This window comes from Ferrovibrio sp. (genome assembly GCF_041906005.1).
In the GTDB taxonomy this organism is placed as follows: Bacteria; Pseudomonadota; Alphaproteobacteria; order Ferrovibrionales; family Ferrovibrionaceae; genus Ferrovibrio.
Genome location: NZ_JAYRJY010000001.1, coordinates 970,318 through 991,311, shown reverse-complemented (window position 1 = coordinate 991,311; position 20,994 = coordinate 970,318). Strand labels below are relative to the sequence as shown.

The 20,994-nt window shown below is 65.5% G+C and carries 17 protein-coding genes; 13 read left to right on the top strand and 4 right to left on the bottom strand.

Annotated features, from left to right (window positions below; genetic code table 11):
* Window positions 1-51 precede the first annotated feature (51 nt).
* Both ACE3OO_RS04835 and ACE3OO_RS04830 read left to right on the top strand, forming a co-directional pair.
* Window positions 52-1,272 (top strand): aminotransferase class I/II-fold pyridoxal phosphate-dependent enzyme, encoded by a 1,221-nt coding sequence (locus tag ACE3OO_RS04835; protein WP_374300301.1) that lies wholly within the window; start codon window positions 52-54, stop codon window positions 1,270-1,272.
* Between the two features lie 93 nt (window positions 1,273-1,365).
* A complete protein-coding gene (locus ACE3OO_RS04830; protein WP_374300299.1) occupies window positions 1,366-3,873 on the top strand; it encodes a DNA translocase FtsK in 2,508 nt (835 codons plus the stop codon).
* A 48-nt stretch (window positions 3,874-3,921) separates the two neighbouring features.
* Here ACE3OO_RS04830 and ACE3OO_RS04825 read toward each other — a convergent pair whose 3' ends face one another.
* Complete coding sequence (locus tag ACE3OO_RS04825; protein ID WP_374300297.1) at window positions 3,922-4,503, bottom strand: TetR/AcrR family transcriptional regulator; 582 nt, start codon at window positions 4,501-4,503, stop codon at window positions 3,922-3,924.
* An 88-nt stretch (window positions 4,504-4,591) separates the two neighbouring features.
* Here ACE3OO_RS04825 and ACE3OO_RS04820 point away from each other — a divergent pair, with 88 nt between their 5' ends.
* Both ACE3OO_RS04820 and ACE3OO_RS04815 read left to right on the top strand, forming a co-directional pair.
* Window positions 4,592-5,782 carry an acetyl-CoA C-acyltransferase gene (locus ACE3OO_RS04820; RefSeq protein WP_374300295.1) on the top strand — a complete coding sequence of 397 codons (1,191 nt, stop codon included), beginning with the start codon at window positions 4,592-4,594 and terminating at the stop codon, window positions 5,780-5,782.
* Window positions 5,779-6,984, top strand: a complete 1,206-nt coding sequence (locus ACE3OO_RS04815; RefSeq protein ID WP_374300293.1) for a Bcr/CflA family efflux MFS transporter — start codon at window positions 5,779-5,781, stop codon at window positions 6,982-6,984. Before ACE3OO_RS04820 ends, ACE3OO_RS04815 begins: the two co-directional genes overlap by 4 nt.
* Window positions 6,985-6,988: 4 nt before the next feature.
* Here ACE3OO_RS04815 and ACE3OO_RS04810 read toward each other — a convergent pair whose 3' ends face one another.
* Together ACE3OO_RS04810 and ACE3OO_RS04805 are read right to left on the bottom strand one after the other, a co-directional pair.
* Entirely contained in the window at window positions 6,989-7,951 is a 963-nt protein-coding gene (locus tag ACE3OO_RS04810; RefSeq protein WP_374300291.1) for an alpha/beta hydrolase, read from the bottom strand.
* A gap of 69 nt (window positions 7,952-8,020) precedes the next feature.
* Window positions 8,021-8,344, bottom strand: a complete 324-nt coding sequence (locus ACE3OO_RS04805) for a heavy metal-binding domain-containing protein (protein ID WP_374300289.1) — start codon at window positions 8,342-8,344, stop codon at window positions 8,021-8,023.
* A gap of 78 nt (window positions 8,345-8,422) precedes the next feature.
* On the opposite strand from ACE3OO_RS04805, the gene ACE3OO_RS04800 reads away from it, so the two are divergent.
* From ACE3OO_RS04800 to ACE3OO_RS04765, 8 genes are all read left to right on the top strand, one after another.
* Window positions 8,423-9,100, top strand: a complete 678-nt coding sequence (locus ACE3OO_RS04800) for an outer membrane lipoprotein carrier protein LolA (protein ID WP_374300287.1) — start codon at window positions 8,423-8,425, stop codon at window positions 9,098-9,100.
* A gap of 203 nt (window positions 9,101-9,303) precedes the next feature.
* Window positions 9,304-10,473, top strand: a complete 1,170-nt coding sequence (sucC, locus tag ACE3OO_RS04795; protein ID WP_374300285.1) for an ADP-forming succinate--CoA ligase subunit beta — start codon at window positions 9,304-9,306, stop codon at window positions 10,471-10,473.
* A gap of 1 nt (window position 10,474) precedes the next feature.
* Window positions 10,475-11,353: a succinate--CoA ligase subunit alpha gene (gene sucD, locus ACE3OO_RS04790; RefSeq protein WP_374300283.1), complete on the top strand. Its 879-nt coding sequence runs from the start codon at window positions 10,475-10,477 to the stop codon at window positions 11,351-11,353.
* Window positions 11,354-11,403: 50 nt separating this feature from the next.
* Window positions 11,404-14,283, top strand: a complete 2,880-nt coding sequence (locus ACE3OO_RS04785) for a 2-oxoglutarate dehydrogenase E1 component (protein ID WP_374300281.1) — start codon at window positions 11,404-11,406, stop codon at window positions 14,281-14,283.
* A gap of 48 nt (window positions 14,284-14,331) precedes the next feature.
* On the top strand, window positions 14,332-15,546 hold the full coding sequence (gene odhB, locus ACE3OO_RS04780) for a 2-oxoglutarate dehydrogenase complex dihydrolipoyllysine-residue succinyltransferase (protein ID WP_374300279.1): 1,215 nt from the start codon (window positions 14,332-14,334) through the stop codon (window positions 15,544-15,546).
* 12 nt (window positions 15,547-15,558) lie between these two features.
* On the top strand, window positions 15,559-15,873 hold the full coding sequence (locus ACE3OO_RS04775; RefSeq protein WP_374300277.1) for an antibiotic biosynthesis monooxygenase: 315 nt from the start codon (window positions 15,559-15,561) through the stop codon (window positions 15,871-15,873).
* Window positions 15,874-15,891: 18 nt separating this feature from the next.
* Entirely contained in the window at window positions 15,892-17,295 is a 1,404-nt protein-coding gene (gene lpdA, locus ACE3OO_RS04770; RefSeq protein WP_374300275.1) for a dihydrolipoyl dehydrogenase, read from the top strand.
* A 68-nt stretch (window positions 17,296-17,363) separates the two neighbouring features.
* Window positions 17,364-18,242, top strand: a complete 879-nt coding sequence (locus ACE3OO_RS04765) for a DMT family transporter (RefSeq protein ID WP_374300272.1) — start codon at window positions 17,364-17,366, stop codon at window positions 18,240-18,242.
* A gap of 7 nt (window positions 18,243-18,249) precedes the next feature.
* On the opposite strand, the gene ACE3OO_RS04760 is transcribed toward ACE3OO_RS04765, so the two are convergent.
* Window positions 18,250-19,614 (bottom strand): alpha/beta fold hydrolase, encoded by a 1,365-nt coding sequence (locus ACE3OO_RS04760; RefSeq protein WP_374300270.1) that lies wholly within the window; start codon window positions 19,612-19,614, stop codon window positions 18,250-18,252.
* 118 nt (window positions 19,615-19,732) lie between these two features.
* Here ACE3OO_RS04760 and ACE3OO_RS04755 point away from each other — a divergent pair, with 118 nt between their 5' ends.
* Window positions 19,733-20,947: an MFS transporter gene (locus ACE3OO_RS04755; RefSeq protein WP_374300268.1), complete on the top strand. Its 1,215-nt coding sequence runs from the start codon at window positions 19,733-19,735 to the stop codon at window positions 20,945-20,947.
* The last annotated feature ends 47 nt before the right edge of the window (window positions 20,948-20,994 follow it).

Genomic DNA, 20,994 nt, shown 5'->3' with positions numbered 1-20,994 from the left:
TCCGGCCCGATTCGCCGCTATCGACGCGGCTGCTTTTTTATCGTGACCCGCATGCTCAACCCCCGTATCGACGCCCTCAGCGACTATCCTTTCGCCCGCCTGCGCAGCCTGCTGGATGCCGAGCCGCTGCCGGCCGGCGTGACGCCGATCAACCTGTCGATCGGCGAACCGCAGCATCCCCTGCCGTCCATGGTGATCGAGCAGATGACGGCGGATCTGAGCATCCTGAACCGCTACCCCACCATCAACGGCACGCCGGAATTCCGCTCCGCCTGCGCCGACTGGGTTACGCGCCGCTACAATCTGCCGGCAGGGCTGATCGAACCAGAGACGCAGATCGTGGCGCTGACCGGCACGCGCGAGGGCCTGTACATGATCGCCGGCGTGGTGGTGCCCGAGAAGAAGGGCAAGAAGGGCGAGCGTCCGCTGGTGCTGATGCCCAATCCCTTCTACCAGACCTATGTCGGCGCCGCCGTTGCCGCCGGTGCCGAGCCCTATTTCATGCCGGCTTTGGCCGATAACGGCTTCCTGCCCGATTTCCGCACGCTGGATGCCGATACGCTGGACCGCACCGCGCTGGTCTATATCTGCTCGCCGGCCAATCCGCAGGGTGCGGTGGCCAGTGTGGACTACCTGGCCCATCTGATCGAATTGTCGCGCAGACACGATTTCGTCGTCGCGTTCGATGAATGCTATGCCGAGATCTACGACCAGGTGCCGCCGCCGGGCGGTCTGGATGCCGCCCTGCATCTGGCCGGCGGCAAGATCGGTCCGGATGCGCTGAAAAACGTGATCGTCTTCCACTCGCTGTCCAAGCGCTCCAGCGCGCCGGGCCTGCGGTCGGGTTTCTGCACCGGCGATGCCGAGATCACCAAGGCGTTCATCAAGCTGCGCAACTACGGCTGCACCGGCATGATGATGCCGGTTGCCGCCGCCTCGACCGCCCTGTGGCGCGACGAGGCCCATGTGGAGCAGAACCGGGCGCTTTATCGCCAGAAATTCGACATGGCGCAGAATGTGCTGGGCAACCGCTTCGGTTTTTTCCGGCCGGCTGGCGGCTTCTATCTCTGGCTCGATGTGGGCGACCCGGAGGCCATGGCACTGAAACTGTGGCGCGAGGCCGGCATCCGCACCCTGCCGGGCAATTATCTGACCCGCCCGGAAAACGGCGGGGAAAAGGCCGGAAAATCTTACTTAAGGATCGCCCTGGTGGCTGATCTGGACACCACCCGCAGCGCGCTTCAACGAATCGGTAACGTTCTGGGGGGTTAAATCCTCAGGCTGGGGCGAATCGGCCCGGACCGGCGACGTTTTCCCTGCCGGTATGGTTAACGGGTCGCGTGATTTCAGAGTGCGAGGAACGGCATGGCTGCCAGGTCGAAGAAGAAGCGGTCTTTCTTCCCCGAAGGTTTCGATGAATTCCTGCGCCTGCGGGCACGGGAAGGCGGCGGCGTATTGATCCTGGGGGTGGGTTTCCTGCTGGCCCTGGCGCTGGCCACCTTCGATCCGGCCGATCCGAATTTCAATCACGCCACGCCGCTGGCGCCGAAGAACTGGCTGGGCCTGCCGGGTGCCTATGTCTCCGATGTGCTGCTGCAGACCCTGGGTCTGTCGGCCTGGCTGTTCGTGCTGCTGCTGGCCTCCTGGGGTTTTCGCATCGTGTCGCATCGCGGTTTGCCGCGCTGGTGGCTGAATGTGGCGCTGGTGCCGCTCACGCTGATCCTGTTCGCCTGTTTCGCCGCCGCGCTCCCGGTGCCGGCGAGCTGGAGCCTGCGCGCTGGCCTGGGCGGCGTGGTGGGCGATTACATCCTCTATCACCAGCTCGTGCCGCTGGGTGTCTCGTTCGGTCTGCCGATGTCGGCCGTGCTGCCGGCGATCCTGTGTTTTGCCTGCGCCGCGCTCTGCTTCTATTTCGCCTCGGGCCTCAGCTCCAGCGAATGGCGCCGCATGGGCGCCGGCCTTGGCTTCGGCGCTGCCGCAGCGACCGGTCTCGCGGCCCAGGGCCTCTATCGCGGCGGCAAGGCCGCCATGCGCACCGGCCAGGACGCGCCGGAAGTGGTGGGTGGTTTCTTCGGCCGCCTGAAGGCGTTTTTCAGCCGCGGCGACGATGACGACAAGCCGGTGATCCGCAAGGCCGAGCCCAGCTTCGGCAAGGCCAGGGCCCGTGCCGCCGCCGAGGACGATTACGTCGATCCGGAGGACCTGGATGACGGGATCGACGAGGATGACGACGAGGACATGCCGCGCCTGCCCACGGCCAAGAAGGCCGATGAGGGCCGCGTCACCCGCCGCATCGAGAAGCCGAAAACCGGCAGCCGCGTGGCGCGCGAGGCGCAGACCACGCTCAATCTGGGCGATGCCGGCGATTTCGAACTGCCCGAACTGTCGTTGCTGAAGCCCGCGCCGGCCGATTCCGCGCGCGAGAAGATCAACGAGGACGCGCTGGAGCAGAATGCGCGCATGCTTGAGTCCGTGCTGAACGAATTCGGCGTGCAGGGCGAGATCACCAAGGTCCGCCCCGGCCCGGTGGTGACGCTGTATGAACTCGAGCCCGCGCCCGGCACCAAATCCAGCCGCGTGATCGGCCTGTCGGATGATATCGCCCGCTCGATGAGCGCGCTGTCGGCCCGCGTCGCCGTGATCCCCGGCCGCAATGCCATCGGTATCGAACTGCCCAATGCCAAGCGCGAGACGGTGTATCTGCGCGAACTGCTGGCCTCGGCCGAGTTCGAGTCGCCCAGCAGCAAGCTGGCGCTGGCGCTGGGCAAGGATATCGGCGGCGCGGCGATCATTGCCGATCTGGCCAAGATGCCGCATCTGCTGGTGGCCGGCACCACCGGCTCGGGTAAGTCGGTGGCGATCAACACCATGATCCTGTCGCTGCTCTACAAGCTCACGCCCGACCAGTGCCGCTTCATCATGGTCGACCCGAAGATGCTGGAGCTTTCGGTCTATGACGGCATTCCGCATCTGCTGGCGCCGGTGGTGACCGAGCCTGGCAAGGCGGTGGTGGCGCTGAAGTGGACCGTGCGCGAGATGGAGGACCGCTATCGCAAGATGTCGGAACTCGGCGTGCGCAACATCGCCAGCTACAACGAGCGCCTCGCCCAGGCCCGCGCCAAGGATGAGAAACTCGGCCGCACGGTGCAGACCGGTTTCGACGAGGCCGGCAAGCCGGTCTACGAGGAGCGGCCGATCGACCTCAATCCGCTGCCTTTCATCGTGGTGATCGTGGACGAGCTGGCCGACCTGATGCTGGTGGCTGGCAAGGACATCGAGGCGGCGATCCAGCGCCTGGCCCAGATGGCGCGCGCCGCCGGCATCCATCTGATCATGGCGACGCAACGCCCGTCGGTCGACGTGATCACCGGCACGATCAAGGCCAATTTCCCGACCCGCATCTCCTTCCAGGTGACGTCGAAGATCGACAGCCGCACCATTCTGGGCGAACAGGGCGCCGAACAGCTGCTCGGCATGGGCGACATGCTGTTCATGCCGGGCGCCGGGCGCATCAGCCGCGTGCATGGTCCCTTCGTTTCGGATGAAGAGGTCGAGCGCGTGGTGAAGATGCTGAAAGACCAGGCCGAGCCGGTCTACGTCGAGGCGGTGACCAGCGATCCTGATGGCGGCAAGTTCGGCATGCCGGGCTCGGGCGGCGAGGGCGGCGAGGAAGACACGCTCTACGACCAGGCCGTGGCCCTGGTCTGCCGCGAGCGCAAGGCCAGTACCTCTTTCATCCAGCGCCATCTGCAGATTGGCTATAACCGCGCCGCCCGCATCATGGAGCGCATGGAAAAGGAAGGCGTGGTCGGCCCCGCCAACCATGTCGGCAAACGTGAGGTGCTGGCCCGCAACATCGAGGCGGCGGAATAGCGCCGTACCATCCTGATCTTAAAAGCCCGGCAGAAATGCCGGGCTTTTTTATGTCAGCAGGGCGTGTGCCGCTGTCCTGGCATTCGCCAGGGCGCGTTGTGATTCCGCTGGATTGTGTTTCAGTGCGCGCGCCAGCAGCAATCCGCCAACCAGCACCGACAGCATGACCTGGGCGCGGTCTTCCGCCTCGCGCCGGCTTGGTGCCGTGATCAGGTCGGCGAAAAGTCCCGCCAATCGGACGATGCCGGTCTGATAGGCGGTCTGTACCGGGCCGCCGGCACGATAGGCCTCCGTGCCGACGCTGGCCATCACGCAGCCATGTTCGGGCCGGTCGCGATGCGCTTTCGTCAGATAGGCGTCGATCACTGCCACCATCGCCTGGCCCGGGGCTGCTTTTTCGGCCAGCGACTTCAGATGCGCGCGCATGCTGGCGAAGGCCTCCTCGACGGCCGCGGCCGCCAGGTCCTCCTTGGATGCGAAATGCCGGTAGAAGCCGCCATGGGTGAGGCCGGCCTCGGCCATCACCTCGGCCACGCCGGTCTCGGCCAGGCCCTTGCCGCGGATCATGCGGCCGGCCGTCTTCACGATCTGGCGGCGGGTTTCCGCCTTTTCCTCGGCTGAGCGGCGCATGGTCTTTCCTGGCACAAAATTGAGCTTGACGGATAGATGATAACAATCATCTAAATAGGCCGGCAAGAGAAATCGAGGAGAGCCGCCCATGTCCGTCTCGCAGGATCCCGTTGTTATCGTCTCCGCCATCCGCACCCCGCTCGGCCGTTTCGGCGGCGCGCTGGCCGGTATCGCCGCCAACGAACTGGGCGCCACGGTGATCCGGACGGCGCTGGAGCGCGCCGAGGTGAAGGGCGCGGATATCGACGAGGTTCTGATGGGCTGTGTGCTGCCGGCCGGCCAGGGGCAGGCCCCGGCGCGCCAGGCCGCCCGCAAGGCCGGCCTGCCCGACCATGTCGGCGCGGTCACTGTGAACAAAGTCTGCGGCTCGGGCATGCGGGCTGCCATGCTGGCCCATGACATGCTGCGTGCCGGCTCGGCCGATATCATGGTGGCGGGTGGCATGGAGAGCATGTCGGGTGCGCCGTATCTGCTGCCGCAGATGCGCTTCGGGCACAAGGCCGGGCATGCGCGCGTGCTGGATCACATGATGCTGGACGGACTGGAGGATGCCTATGAGCGCGACCGCGCCATGGGCAGCTTCGGCGAACAATGCGCCGAGAAATATGGCTTCACCCGCCAGGAGCAGGATGCCTATGCCATCGAGACGCTGACCCGGGCGCGCCGGGCGGTGGAGAATGGCTGGTTCGATGCCGAGATTGTCGCGGTGACGCCGCCGGCAAAGGGCGCTGAAGCGGTGAGCCGCGACGAGAACCCGCTCAAGGTGAGTCCCGAGAAGATCCCGGCCCTGAAGGCGGCCTTCAAGGAGAACGGCACGATCACGCCGGCCAGCTCCAGCGCCAATGCCGACGGCGCGGCGGCCCTGGTACTTACCCGCGCCTCGGTGGCGAAGGAGCGCCGCCTGCCGGTGGTTGCCACGATCCTCGGCCATGCGGTGCATGCCCAGGCGCCGGACTGGTTCACCACCGCGCCGATCCCTGCGATCCGCAAGCTGCTGCAGAAGGTCGACTGGAGCATCGATCAGGTCGATCTCTTCGAGATCAACGAAGCCTTCGCCGCCGTGCCGATGGCCGCGATGCGCGACCTCAATATCGGTCATGACCGCGTGAACATCCTGGGCGGCGCCTGCGCGCTCGGCCACCCGATCGGCGCCACCGGGGCGCGGATCATCGTCACCCTGCTGAATGCGCTCGAGCGTTCCGGCGGCAAGCGCGGCATCGCCTCGCTCTGTATCGGTGGCGGCGAAGCCACGGCAATCGCGGTGGAGCGCGCGGCGTGACCCGCCCGGAGGCCGGGCACCGCCTCAGCTATGGGCCGCTGATCGCATTGCTGACCGCGCTGGCCGCGCTGGGCATGCTGTCGACCAATATCTACCTGCCGGCGTTGCCGGTGATCGGCGAGGCCCTGCGTGCCGATGCCGACCGCGTGCGGTTGACGCTCACCATCTACCTCGCTGTTTTCGCGCTATGCCAGCTCGTGGCCGGGCCGCTTTCCGACCGCTATGGCCGACGCCCGCTGCTGCTGGCCGGGCTGGTGCTGTTCGTCGGTGCGACGCTCGTCTGCGCCATGGCGTTGGATATCGGGATGCTGATCCTCGGCCGTGCTCTGCAGGCGGTCGGCGCCTGTACGGCCTCGGTCGTGGGCCGCGCCATGGCGCGCGACCTCTTCGATGGCGCCGCGCTGGGCAAGGCACTGGGCCTGATCATGACAGGCGTTGCCGTGGCGCCGGGCTTCGGGCCGCTGCTCGGCGGCCTGCTGCAGGAGGGCTTCGGCTGGCGCGCGCCCTTCTTCTTCGTCGCCGCCTTCGCTGGCGCGGTGGCGCTGCTGGCATTGATCGCGCTTGACGAAAGCCGGCCTCCCGCGACGCAGCGCACGACCCTGGTTGGCGTGTTCGGCGGCTATGGCGCGCTGCTGGGCAGTGCGGTCTTCCTGCGGCCTTCGCTGGCAACCAGTTGCGCCATCGGCGCGCTCTTCGCATTCTTTGCCGGCGCGCCCGGCCTGTTCATCGCCGAATACGGCCAGAGTCCGATTGGCTTCGGCCTGGTGTCGGGCGCCACGGTCTTCGCCGTCTTTGCCGGCGGTTACCTGGCGCCGAAGCTGATGCGGCGGCTGGGGCCATCGGTGGCGGCCCGTCTGGGCTTCGCGATCCTGGCCGGCGGCGCGGCACTGATGCTGCTGCAGGTTAGTGTCTGGCCCGCCCTTTGGCCCGCGATCGGTGTGGTAATGGTCTTCCTGCTCGGCATCGGCATCGTCAATCCGCTGACCGTTGCAGCCGCCCTGCAGCCTTTCCCGCAACGCGCTGGCGCAGCCTCGGCACTCATAGGCGCCATGCAGATGGCGGGCGCCACGATTGGCGCCGCGCTGGTCAATCTGTTGCCGGCGCCAGGGCAGCAGGCGATGCCGGCCGCCATGTTGGCGATGGCGCTGATCGGGCTTGCGGTGACGCTGCGCCGGCGGCAGGCGACGGCGCAGCCGGCGTGATGCCCTAGGCTGCGTCCGGGCGCAGGCCGAAGCTGTCGGCCGGTGCCTCGGCGCCGATGAAATGCAGCAGCATGGCCTGCACGTCCGGGTCGCTGATCAGCCTGCGGTGGCCCAGACCATCGAGGATGCGGAATTCGGCGCGCGGCCAGCCGGCGGCATTCTCCTGGCTGTGTTTCAGCGGCACGGTGCGGTCGTCGCGGCTGTGCAGGATCAGGCCGGCGGCATCCAGCGCGCGCAGCTTGGGCGGCAGGTAGAGCGAATCCATGCTGCGGCCGACGATGGCCTCGATGGAGGCATAGACATGTTCCACCTGGGCGCGGTTGAGTTTCAGCATCTGCATCAGCGCGCTGGCGAACAGCCGCGGGTGATTGGGCGCGGCCAGGATGGCGAAACGCTCGGCCATCAGGCCCAGTTCGGTGGCCGCGATCAGCGTGGCGGTGCCGCCCAGCGAATGGGCGATCACCGCCTGGAATTTTCCACCCTGTGGCAGCGCGCCGATGGCCACCGCCTCGCGGGCCACGGCGGCAATGCCCGCGGCCAGCACCGGGATCGGCGTGGCGCGGCCGTGGCGGGAGCGGGCCGGGGAACGGCCATGACCGGGCAGATCGAGGCTGAGCACGCGATAGCCTTTCTCCACCAGCCGGTCGACCAGCGGAGCCCAGCTCAGGTGATCGTCCTCCCAGCCATGCACCAGCAGAACGGCAGGGCCGCCGGCTCGCCCATAGCTCCAGGCCGCGACCGGGCCGACCGGCCCCTCCACGGCAAACGGCGTGGCATGGCTGGCGGGTTGCTGCCGCAGCCCGGTCGGGCGGCGCTGGGATGCCAGGAACAGGGTGGCGGCATGGCGGGCGGCCCAGCCGGGGGCGACGGCGAATCCGGCGCGGATCAGGCTGCGTCGGGCCAGGAAACCAATAATAGTTCGAATGTTCGTGCTATTTTTGGGCTTGGCGAAAGATTTCTGGGACATGGGCTATCCTTTCCGGGAGGCTCGGACAGAATAGCGAACGATCGTTCTATTTCAAGCGGATTTTTACGGCTATCCGAGTTTTACCGCCGTGCCGCTGGCCGCCACCATCAGCATCTGGCGGTCGTTGCCGCCGATCTGCTGGTAATCCAGGTCCATGCCCACCACGGCATCGGCGCCCAGGGCCTTGGCTTCCTCGACCAGGCTTTCCAGCGCCAGGGCCTTGGCCTTGCGCAGCTCCTTTTCATAGGAACCCGAGCGGCCGCCCAGGATATCCGTGATGCCGGCGAAGAAATCGCGGAACACGTTGGTCCCCATCACGGCTTCGCCGGCGACGATACCGAGATAGGCGGTGATCTTCTTGCCGTCCACGCTGTCGGTGCTGGTCAGGATCATGGCTCGCTCCCTATTGGTCACGGAAGATTATGCGGCTTGCCTTGATTTCGCCATCGCCCACGGCTACCCCTGACAACCATGGATACCACGCCCACCAGCCGCCGCCGTTTCCTGCTCGCCATGGCCGTCACGGCCGCCGCGGCGAAAGTCTCGCTGGCCACGGCCTATGCCGCGGCTCCGGCGGCGAATGCGCGCCTGACCCAGCAGGATCGCGCGGATCTGGAGCGGATTGCCGGCTATTTCAACCAGGTGCGGACCATGCAGGGCCGCTTCCTGCAGGTGGGGCCGGAAGGCGATGCGGCCGAGGGCAAGGTCTATCTCAGCCGGCCGGGGCGCTTCCGTTTCGAATTCGATCCGCCGGTGCCCATGCTGATCGTTTCCGATGGCGCCTACATCATCATGGAAGACCGCGAACTGAAATCGGTGGAGCGGATTCCGCTGGGCGCCACGCCGCTCGATCTGCTGCTGCGCGAGCAGGTGAAGTTCGACGACAGCGTGGGGATCGCCAAGGTCGAACGCGGCGCGGCCATCCTGCGCATCACGCTGTTCGCGCCGGATCGCCCCAAAGAGGGTTCCCTGACGCTGGTCTTCGGCGACAAGCCGCTGGAATTCGCCGGCTGGACCGTTACCGATGCCCAGGGCAAGGTCACGGCCATCACGCTCAGCCAGATCGACTTCAATCCCCAGCTCAACACCCGGCTGTTCAGCTATGGCGACCGGCCCTCGTCGGAGCGCGTGCTGCAGCAGCGGCGCTGACGTCTGGTGATTTGCCGGAAATCACAATCTTAACCGGTAATTACCGACTCGTAACGCGCAAGTCCGTGAACTTTCGTCGTAAAACCCGGATTAGGCCCGGGGCAAAGGTTGCAGGCCTTCGGAAGGCTGCTATAACCTCGGCCCCGAACGGCAATCACATATACCGTGGCATCCGCTACCGGTCCGAAAACCCGTAGGTCAGCATGAATATCCATGAATACCAGGCGAAAAGCCTGCTCGCGAAATACGGTGTCGCCGTGCCGCGTGGCGGCGTGGCGTTCTCGCCCGACGAAGCCATCACCGTGGCCAAGCAGCTCGGCGGCCCGGTCTGGGTGGTGAAGGCCCAGATCCATGCCGGCGGCCGCGGCAAGGGCGGCGGCGTCAAGGTGGTGAAATCGATCGACGAGGTCGCGGAAAAGTCCAAGGCCATGCTGGGCATGACCCTGGTGACCCACCAGACCGGCCCGGAAGGCAAGTTGGTCAAGCGCCTCTATGTCGAGGAAGGCTGCGACATCAAGCGCGAGCTTTACCTGAGCTTCCTGGTTGATCGTGCCACCTCGCGCATCACCGTGATGGCCTCGACCGAGGGCGGCATGGAGATCGAAGAGGTTGCCGCCTCGCATCCTGAAAAGATTCTTAAGGTCGCCATCGACCCGGCCACCGGCCTGCAGCCCTATCATGCCCGCAAGATCGCCTTCGGCCTTGGCCTGGAAGGCAAGCAGGTGCAGTCGGCGGTGAAGTTCATGACTGCGATGTACGAGGCTTTCGTTGGCCTCGACGCCTCCATCGTCGAGATCAACCCGCTGGTCGTCACCGGCGCGGGCGACCTGATCGCGCTGGATGCGAAGATGAACTTCGACGACAACGCGCTGTACCGTCACAAGGATGTCGAGGACATGCGCGATCCGGACGAGGAGGATGCCTCCGAGCTGGAAGCCGCGAAGTGGTCGCTCAACTACGTGAAGCTGGACGGCGAGATCGGCTGCATGGTCAACGGCGCCGGCCTGGCCATGGCCACCATGGACATCATCAAGCTGTACGGCTCCGAGCCGGCCAACTTCCTCGATGTGGGCGGCGGCGCCACCAAGGAACGCGTCACGGCGGCGTTCAAGATCATTCTTGGCGACAAGAACGTGAAGGGCATCCTGGTCAATATCTTCGGCGGCATCATGCGCTGCGACATCATCGCCGAGGGCGTGGTGGCGGCGGCCCGCGAGGTGAAGCTGGCCGTGCCGCTGGTGGTTCGCCTCGAAGGCACCAATGTCGATCTGGGCAAGAAGATCATGGCCGAGAGCGGCCTGCCGATCATTTCTGCCGACAATCTTGCCGACGCCGCCGACAAGGTGGTGAAGGCCGTGAAGGGAGCCAAGTAAAATGGCTGTTCTGGTCAACAAGGATACCAAGGTCATCTGCCAGGGCATCACCGGCAGCCAGGGCACCTTCCACACGGAACAGGCGATCGCCTACGGCACCAAGATGGTCGGCGGCGTCACCCCGGGCAAGGGCGGCACCACCCATGTCGGCCTGCCGGTGTTCAACACCGTGGCCGAAGCCGTGTCGAAGACCGGTGCCAATGCCTCGGTGATCTACGTGCCGCCGCCGTTCGCGGCCGACTCGATCCTGGAAGCCATCGACGCCGAGATCCCGCTGGTGGTCTGCATCACCGAAGGCATCCCTGTGCTCGACATGGTCAAGGTCAAGCGCGCGCTGGGCGGTTCCAAGACCCGCCTGATCGGCCCGAACTGCCCCGGCATCATCACGCCGGGCGAATGCAAGATCGGCATCATGCCGGGCCACATCCATCGCCGCGGCAAGGTCGGCATCGTGTCGCGTTCCGGCACGCTGACCTATGAGGCGGTGGCGCAGACCACCGCTGCGGGTCTGGGCCAGACCACCTGCATCGGCATCGGCGGCGATCCGGTGAACGGCACCAACTTTATCGATGCGCTCGACCTCTTCCTTGGCGACAAGGAAACCGAATGCATCATCATGATCGGCGAGATCGGCGGCAGCGCCGAGGAAGAAGCTGCCGAGTTCCTCAAGCAATCGAAGGTGAAGAAGCCGACCGTTGGCTTCATCGCCGGTCGTACCGCGCCTCCGGGCCGCCGCATGGGTCATGCCGGCGCGATCATCTCGGGCGGCAAGGGCGATGCGAACACCAAGTTGGAGGCCATGCGATCGGCCGGCATCCGCGTATCGGATAGCCCGGCAGCGCTCGGTACCACCCTGGTTGATCTGTTGAACGGGAAGTAACAGGAATCAGAAGAGGGCGGCGCCGGCCAACAAGCGGCGCCACGACATCGATGACGGCGCAGCTTGAACGCACGCAGTTCCTCTACGGTGGCAACAGCACCTTCGTTGAGGAGCTGTATGCCAAGTACGTTGCCAACCCTGACAGCGTCGATGCTTCCTGGAAGCAGTTCTTCGAAGCTCTGGGCGACGATTTCAGCCAGCCCAAGCAGGCCCTGAGCCGTCCGAGCTGGGCGCCAACCTCGGCGCTGATCCAGCTCGAGGACGAGGGCCTGCTCGGCGCCCAGGGCAAGGCAGCCAAGGCGGCGGATCGTGCCGCCAAGGCCGGTGCTTCGGCCGCCGATGCCCGCGCCGCCGCGCTGGACACGATCCGCGCGGCCATGCTGATCCGCAACTACCGTATCCGCGGCCATTTGATGGCCAACCTGGACCCGCTCGGCATCCAGGCGCCCGGTGCCCATCCGGAGCTGGAACCGCAATCCTACGGCTTCTCGGAAGCCGACATGGACCGGCCGATCTTCATCGACAACATGCTGGGTCTGGAGACCGCGACCCTGCGCGAGATCCTGCAGATCCTGCGCCGCACCTATTGCTCGACCATCGGCGTCGAGTTCATGCACATCTACCATCCGGAACAGAAGGCCTGGATCCAGGAGCGCATCGAAGGGCGGGACAAGGAAGTTCACTTCACCAACGAGGGCAAGAAGGCGATCCTCAACAAGCTGGTGGAAGGCGAGATTTTCGAGCGCTTCTGCCACATGAAGTTCACCGGCACCAAGCGTTTCGGCCTGGAAGGCGGTGAAGCGCTGATTCCGGCGATGGAAGCCATCATCAAGCGCGGCGGCCAGCTCGGCCTGAAGGATATCGAGCTGGGCATGCCGCATCGCGGCCGCCTCAACATCCTGGCCAACGTGATGGCCAAGCCCTATCGCGCCATCTTCACCGAATTCAAGGGCATGGCCTATCACCCGGATGATTTCCAGGGTTCGGGTGACGTGAAGTATCACCTCGGCGTCTCGTCGGATCGTGAATTCGACGGCAACAAGGTGCATCTTTCGCTGGCGGCCAACCCGTCGCATCTGGAAATCATCAATCCGGTCTGCCTGGGCAAGTCGCGCGCCAAGCAGACCCAGATGGGCGATACCGAACGCGGCCAGGTGCTGACCGTGCTGCTGCATGGCGATGCGGCCTTTGCCGGCCAGGGCGTGGTGGCGGAATGCTTCGCGCTGTCGGAGCTGCGCGGCTATCGCACCGGCGGCACCATCCACATCATCGTCAACAACCAGATCGGCTTCACGACGAACCCGTCCTATTCGCGATCGTCGCCGTATCCGTCCGACCTGGCCAAGGTGGTGCAGGCCCCGATCTTCCATGTGAATGGCGACGATCCGGAAGCCGTGACCCACGTGGCCAAGATCGCCACCGAATTCCGTCAGCAGTTCAAGAAGGACGTGGTCATAGACCTGTTCTGTTATCGCCGTCACGGCCATAACGAGACCGACGATCCCTCCTTCACCCAGCCGATCATGTATCGCGCGATCGCCACGCACCCGACCACGCGCCAGATTTACGCCAAGCGCCTGGTCGACGAGGGCGTGATCAGCGAGGCCGATGCCGAAGGCATGGTCACCACCTTCCAGAATCGCCTGGAAGAGGAGCTGGAAGCCTCGAAGTCGTTCAAGCCCAACAAGGCCGACTGGCTGGAAGGCAAATGGTCCGGCCTGGAAATCGCCTCGGGCGACGACCGCCGTGGCACCACCGCGGTCGAGATCGAGACGCTGAAGAAGATCGGCCGCGCCCTGACCACCGTGCCGGACGGCTTCAACATCCACAAGACGCTGGCCCGCAACACCCAGAATCGCCGCGCCGCCATCGAGGCCGGTGAAGGTCTCGACTGGGCGACGGCGGAAGCTCTGGCTTTCGGTTCGCTGCAGCTCGAAGGTTTTGGCGTGCGTCTGTCGGGCCAGGATTGCGGTCGTGGCACGTTCAGCCAGCGCCACAGTGTGTGGCATGACCAGCAGACCGAAGAACGCTATGTGCCGCTCAATCACATCCAGGAAGGCCAGGCGAATTACGAGGTGATCGACAGCCTGCTGTCGGAAGCCGCCGTGCTTGGCTATGAATACGGCTACAGCCTGGCCGAGCCGAATGCCCTGGTGATGTGGGAAGGCCAGTTCGGCGACTTCGCCAACGGCGCCCAGGTGGTGTTCGACCAGTTCATCTCCTCGGGCGAGGTGAAGTGGATGCGCATGTCGGGTCTCGCCGTGCTGCTGCCCCATGGCTATGAAGGCCAGGGCCCGGAGCACAGCTCGGCCCGCCTGGAGCGTTATCTGCAGCTCTGCGCCGAAGACAACATGCAGGTGGCGAACTGCACCACGCCGGCCAACTATTTCCACATCCTGCGCCGGCAGATGCACCGCAAGTTCCGCAAGCCGCTGATCCTGATGACGCCGAAGTCGCTGCTGCGTCACAAGCTGGCGGTGTCCAAGCTGACCGACATGGGGCCGGGTTCGTCCTTCCACCGCGTGCTGTGGGACGACGCGCCGCATGACGACGCCAAGATCAAGCGCATCGTGCTGTGCACCGGCAAGGTCTACTATGACCTGTTCGAGGAGCGCCAGAAGCGCGAAATGAAGGACACGGTGATCCTGCGCGTGGAACAGCTCTATCCGTTCCCGCACAAGGCCCTGCTGGCCGAGATGAAGCGTTACAAGAACGCCAAGACGGTGGTGTGGTGCCAGGAAGAGCCGAAGAACATGGGTGCCTGGAGCTTCATCGAGCCCCATATCGAAGGCGTGCTCGGCGAACTCGACATCAAGATGAAGCGGCCGCTTTATGCCGGCCGCGTCGAGGCGGCTTCGCCGGCTACCGGCCTGATGAGCAAGCATAACCAGCAGCAGGCCAAACTGGTCGACGACGCACTGACGGCGTAACCCGGGACGGGGATATCCGAGGGGCGTTTTTTTAGAGGGAAGTAAAACATGGCAGTCGAAATTCGTGTCCCGCAGCTGGCGGAATCGATCTCCGAAGCCACCGTCGGCCGCTGGGCCGTCAAGGCCGGTGAGGCGGTGGCCCGCGACCAGCTGCTGGTCGAACTGGAAACCGACAAGGTGACCGTCGAGGTCAACGCGCCGGAAGCCGGCACGCTGGGCGAGGTTCTCGCCGCCGAGGGCGCAACGGTGCAGGTCGGCGACCTGCTCGCCACCCTGAATGCCGGCGCCGGTGCTGCCGCCAAGCCTGCCGCGAAGCCAGCCGAGGCTGCCAAGCCGGCGGCGGCTCCTGCCGCGCCGAAGGCTCCGGCCGCCGCGCCTGCCGCCGGCCAGGCTCTGCCGGCCGCTGCCAAGCTGGCCGCTGAAAAGAATGTCGATGTGTCGGGTGTTGCCGGCTCGGGCAAGGGCGGTCGCGTCACCAAGGGCGATGTGATGGACCTGCTGGCTGGCGGTGGCGCCGCTCCGGCCGCGAAGCCGGCTGTGCCGGCTGGCCCGCGCGCCAATGCCGACCGCGAGGAACGCCAGCGCATGTCCAAGCTGCGCCAGGTGATCGCCCGTCGCCTGAAGGAAGCGCAGAACACCGCCGCCATGCTCACCACCTTCAACGAGGTGGACATGTCGGCGCTGATGGCCGCCCGCAAGACCTATGTCGACGGCTTTGAGAAGAAGCATGGCGTGCGGCTGGGCTTCATGTCCTTCTTCGTCAAGGCTTGCGTGCAGGCGCTGAAGGAATTCCCGGCGGTGAATGCCGAGATCGAGGGCGATGACATCGTCTTCAAGAACTACTTCAACATCGGCTGCGCCGTATCGACCCCGACCGGCCTAGTCGTGCCGGTGATCCGCGATGCCGACCAGATGTCGTTCGCTGGCATCGAGAAGGCCATTGGCGATTTCGGCAAGCGCGCCCGCGACGGCAAGCTCGGCATCGACGAGCTGCAGGGCGGCACCTTCAGCATCTCCAACGGCGGCGTGTTCGGCTCGCTGATGTCGACCCCAATCATCAACCCGCCGCAATCGGCCATTCTGGGCATGCACAAGATTCAGGAGCGTCCGATGGCCATCAACGGCCAGGTCGTGATCCGGCCGATGATGTATCTGGCGCTGTCCTACGACCACCGCATCATCGACGGCCGCGAAGCGGTCAGCTTCCTGGTGCGCGTCAAGGAGTCGATCGAAGACCCGCAGCGCCTGCTGTTTGAGGTCTGAGGTTAGAGACCGATGATCGTCCGGGTCTGGAGCACGGGGTTCACCCTCGCCCGCCTGGACGATCTGGTCGCTTTTGCCCGCAGCCGACTGGAACCGTTTTTCCGTAACCAGGATGGCTGCCTGGGCTGCTTCTTCACCTATGATTCCGATGAGTGGCGCACCATCAGTCTGTGGCGCGACCAGACTGCCGTCGACGCGGTGAAGGATTCCTCTGATTACCGCACCATGCTGGCCGATCTGGTCGGCAGCGGCATTCTGCAGGGCAGCCAGAATACACGCGTGTTCAAAGCCGCCGGCGGCGGTGTTTTCGGTCCGCTGGCTTTTTAGGGTTTGGGAGATTCACACATGAGCGAACAGGCTTTTGACATCATCATCATCGGCGCCGGCCCCGGCGGCTACACCATGGCGATCCGCTGCGCCCAGCTCGGCATGAGTGTCGCCTGCGTCGAGAAGGATCCCGGCCTTGGCGGCACCTGCACGAATGTCGGCTGCATTCCGTCCAAGGCGCTGCTGCATTCCTCCGAACTGTATCACGAGGCCACCCACGGCTTTGCCCAGCACGGCATCAAGGTCGGCAAGATCGAGGTCGACCTGCCGGCGATGATGGCGCAGAAGCAGAGCGTGGTCAGCTCCTCGAACAAGGGCATCGAATTCCTGTTCAAGAAGAACAAGGTCACCTGGCTCAAGGGCGAAGGCAGCCTGCTGGGCGGCGGCAAGGTCGCGGTGAAGGGCGAAAGCGCCGGCACGTATTCGGCCAAGCATATCGTGATCGCCACCGGCTCCGAGGTCATGCCGCTGAAGGGCATCGAGATCGACGAGAAGCAGGTCGTCTCTTCTACCGGCGCGCTCAAGCTCGGCGCGGTGCCGAAGACCATGGTGGTGATCGGTGGCGGCGTGATCGGCCTGGAGCTGGGCTCGGTGTGGAACCGGCTGGGCGCCGAGGTCACGGTGGTCGAATTCCTCGACCGCATCCTGCCGACCAATGACGGCGAAGTGTCGAAGCAGATGCAGCGCGTGTTGGCCAAGCAGGGCATGAAATTCAAGCTCGGCACCAAGGTCACCGCCGCCAAGGCGGGCAAGGGCGGCGTGACGCTGACCATGGAGCCGGCCGCCGGTGGTGCCGCCGAAGAGGTGAAGGCCGATATCGTGCTGGTCTCGATCGGCCGCCGGCCCTACACCAAGGGCCTGGGTCTGGAGGCCGCCGGCGTGCAGCTCGACGAGCGCGGTCGCGTGAAGGTGGACGATCATTTCCAGACCACGGCCAAGGGCGTCTATGCCATCGGCGATGCGATCCAGGGCGCCATGCTGGCCCACAAGGCCGAGGAAGAGGGCGTGGTGCTGGCCGAGCTGCTGGCCGGCCAGAAGCCGCATATCAACTACGACGCCATTCCGGGCGTGGTCTACACCTGGCCGGAAGTGGCCAGCGTGGGCAAGACCGAGGAAGAGCTGAAGGCGGCCGGCATCGCCTACAAGGCGGGCAAGTTCCCCTTCACGGCGAATGCCCGCGCGCGCGCCATGACCATGACCGACGGCTTCGTGAAGATCCTGGAAGACGAGAAGACCAAGAAGGTTCTGGGCGCCCACATCATCGGCCCCGATGCCGGCCATCTGATCCAGGAACTGGTGATGGCGCTGGAATTCGGCGCTTCGGCCGAGGACGTCTATCGCACCGTGCACGCCCATCCGGCACTGACCGAGGCGGTGAAGGAAGCCGCCCTGGCCGTGGATGGCCGCACGATCAACATCTGACACACAGGCATCAGGATGTGGAAAGGGCGGCTGCAGGGCCGCCCTTTTCGTTTTAGACTCCGGCTCGTATGCCTCTCCTCGATGTAAAGATTCGCGCCGCTCTCTGGGTGCTGGGCGCGGCGCTGGCCTTCTCGCTGCTTTATGCCTCGGGCAAGCTGACCGGCGGTCTGGTGCCGGCGATCCAGATCGTGTTCATCCGCTATGTCAGCGGCTTCGCCACGGTTGGCAGCATCGTGGCTGCCCGTCGCATCCCGCCGCGCAGCATCCTGAATACCGGCCGTCGGCATCTGCATTTCGTCCGTGCGCTGTGTGGCGTGGGTGGCGGCGCCTGCTCGATCTATGGCGCCACCCATATGCCGCTGGCCGATGCCTCGGCGCTGGCCTTGCTGCAGGGCGTGTTCGTCATGGCGCTGGCCGTGCTGTTGCTGCGCGAACGGGTCAGCATGATGCAGGTGCTGGCGGCCGCGCTTTGCCTGGCCGGCGCGGTTGTGATCGTGCGCGGCAATGCTCCCGAAGCGGCGGCGGGATTTTCGTTTCCCATCGGTATCGCGCCGCTGGCGATGATCGCCGGCGCCTTCCTCACCGCCTGTGAAGTGATCCTGATCAAGGTGCTGTCGCGCCATGAAAGCATGCTGTCCATGCTGCTGCATGTGAATGGCTTCGCCGCCCTGCTGCTGGTTCTGCCGATGCTGATGCTGTGGCAGCCGGCGCCGGCGTGGGAACTGGCCGCGCTTTGTCTGCTCGGGCCGATGGCGATCGCCGGCCAGATGTGCAACGTGCAGGCCTATCGCCTGGCCGATGCCGCCTGGCTGGCGCCGTTCGGCTACAGCGCGCTGGTCTTTGCCGCGCTGATCGGCTGGATCGGCTTCGGCGACCTGCCCACGCTCGCCACGCTGCTGGGCGCGGCTCTGATCGTGGCTGGCGGCCTGCTGCTGATCCGGCGTTAAGGCGCCATCAATAATGCAATTCCGCGATCACCACGCGGTTGTCGGCCACCGGCCATGACTGCACCGCGATCACCTCGTCGTTGAAGCGGCAGGTCACGCTGCGCTGGGCCGTGCCGGCGGGCAGCAGCAGGGTGGAGGTCGAGTTCACCGGAATGCCGGGCGGGATGCCCGGGCCGGGCTGGCCGTCGAAGGTGACGATGTCGCCGCGAGCGGCGCCGAAATAGCCGCGCGGCCGGCTGATCGTCACGCTGGAGGCCGCCGCCTTGTCCTTGTCGGTCAGCACGCCCGGGCGCAGATGCACGATCTGCGACGAGCGCGCGAAGGGTGAGCGGTAGATATGCGTGGTCGGGTGGTCCGGCGTGCTGATCACGAATTCATAGGTGGCCCGGCTGGAGCCGCGGAACGGGCCCCAATAACCATCCTCGCCCGTGGTCTGCTTGTGCACCAGCGCGCGCCGCACGCCGGTCTTGGGGTCGGTTTCGTAAACCTCGACCACGGCGCCGGCCACCGGCAGGTTGGTGCCCGCGCCACGCACCATGTCGTTCACCTTGCCGTTCAGCAGCGGGCTGCTCTCGCTGCTGATGCCGGTGGTGGCCGGTGCGCCGCCCATGACGAATTCCCAGACCGCGGCGAAGGCTTTCGGATGAAAGGCCACCTCGCGATGGTCCAGCCCGGCCAGCACCACGTCCTTGGCGCCTTTCAGGGCCGGGCCTTCCGCCGTTACGCCGGTCGGCTGGCCGGGCATGCCCAGGGCCGCGCCGTCGGCCTGCGCGAACTTGTCGGCGTTGTCGCTGCGCGTGGTCATCCAGGCCACGCCTGGCACCACTTCCGTGGGACCTTCGTTCAACTGGCGCAGGAAAGGCGAGGCGCCGTTGAACTCGCTGCCCACCAGCGCCTTGTCGGAAACCAGCACGCCATGGTTGGGCGTGCCGCACAGAACGGCATGACTCACATGGGCCGCGCCGCCGCCATTCTTGATGTAGTTGCGGATCGCATTGCCGCCGCGTGAGGAGCCGACCAGAACCACTTTCGGCGCGCCGGTGCGCCGTTTGGCCTCGGCCACGAAGGCGGCCAGCTGTTCGCGCTGATCGGCCGAAGACGAACGGTAAGCCTGATAGGTCGCATCCACGTTGCGCGCCAGCGGATAGGGGAAATCGATGGCGAACAGCCGGTCGGTATCGAAGCCGTTGCTTTCCCATCGCCAGAAGGTGGTGTGCCAGAGCGCGGCCGTATCGCCGTTGCCATGAACGAACACGATGGGCGCGGCCTGGCCGAAACGGGCGGCGCAGCCGGGCAGGGCGGTCGCGAAGCCCAATGCGGCGGAACCGGCGAGGAAATGACGGCGGGTGATAACGGGCTGGCGGATCGACATGGCGTTTCCCTGATCATGTGCCGAGGCTTGGGCCGGCAAGCGGTTGCCTCTGGCGGTTTAGGCGAGATCGGTGAATACTGTGTGACAACGATATCATGTTCCCCCCGTCCCGCCAGCCATGTCCTCGCGTCGCCTGATTCTGCTGCTCTCCGCGCTGGAGGTGCTAGCGATTCTGCCCATCGCCAGCTTCCCCGCCCTGCTGCCCGATTTCATTGCCGCCTGGGGTCTCAGCAATACCGAGGCCGGCTGGATCGCGGGTATTTATTATCTCGGCTACATGCTGCTGGTGACGCCGGCGGTGATGCTGACCGACCGTGTCGATGCCCGGGTTATTTTCATCATCGGCAGTGCCGTCACCGGCATCAGCACACTGGCCTTTGCCGTTTTTGCCGATGATTTCTGGTCCGGTTTGTTGCTGCGCGCCATCGGCGGTGCCGGACAGGCGGCGGTCTACATGCCCGGCCTGCGTGCGCTGACCGATCGCCTCAAGGGTGGCGAGCAGAGCCGCGCCGTCACCTTCTATACCGCCAGCTATTCCATCGCCATTTCCCTCAGTTTCACCATCACCGGCCTGCTGGCTGAATGGTATGGCTGGCGCTGGAGTTTCGCGGGGATCGGCCTGGGCAGCCTGATCGCCGCAATTCTCGCCTGGATTTTGCTGAAGCCGCAGACCCCGCCCGGTGCCGAGGCCGGCGCCAGGGCCGGCTTTGCGTTGCGTCCGGTGCTGCGCAACCGCGATGCCATGGGCTACATCATTGGCTATGCCGCCCATGGCTTTGAACTCACCGCCATGCGCGCCTGGGTTACGGCATTCTTTGTTTTTGTGCTGGCGCGTGACGCCGCCCTTGCGGCCAGTTTGCCCAGTCCCACCGTTCTGGCCGCCATCGTCACCCTGATCGGCCTGCCGGCCAGTCTGCTGGGGAACGAGCTTGCGCTGAAGATCGGCCGTCGCCGCGCCCTGATCCTGATCATGGGAATCTCGGGTATCATGGGCGTGCTGATGGGCTTTACCGCCATTCTGCCAGCCTGGGTCGTGCTGCTCTACTGCGCGGTGTATTTCGTTTTCATCTGCGGCGATTCCGGTGCGCTCACCTCCGGCATGATGGCTGCCGCCGAGCCCGAGCACCGCGGCTCCACCATGGCGCTGCATTCCGCGCTGGGTTTTGGCATCTCGGTGCTCGGCCCACTCTGCGTCGGCTTCGCGCTCGATCAGGCCGAGCGCATGCTGGACGGCCAGACTGTCGCAAGCTGGGGCCTTGGCCTTGCCGTGATGGGAATTGGTGCGCTGATTGGTCCGCTCGCTTTGTACTGGGCTGGACGTCGCGCGGCCTGAGCTCGCGGATAGTGTAACGGCAATACCTGCATTGACCGTATCGGGAT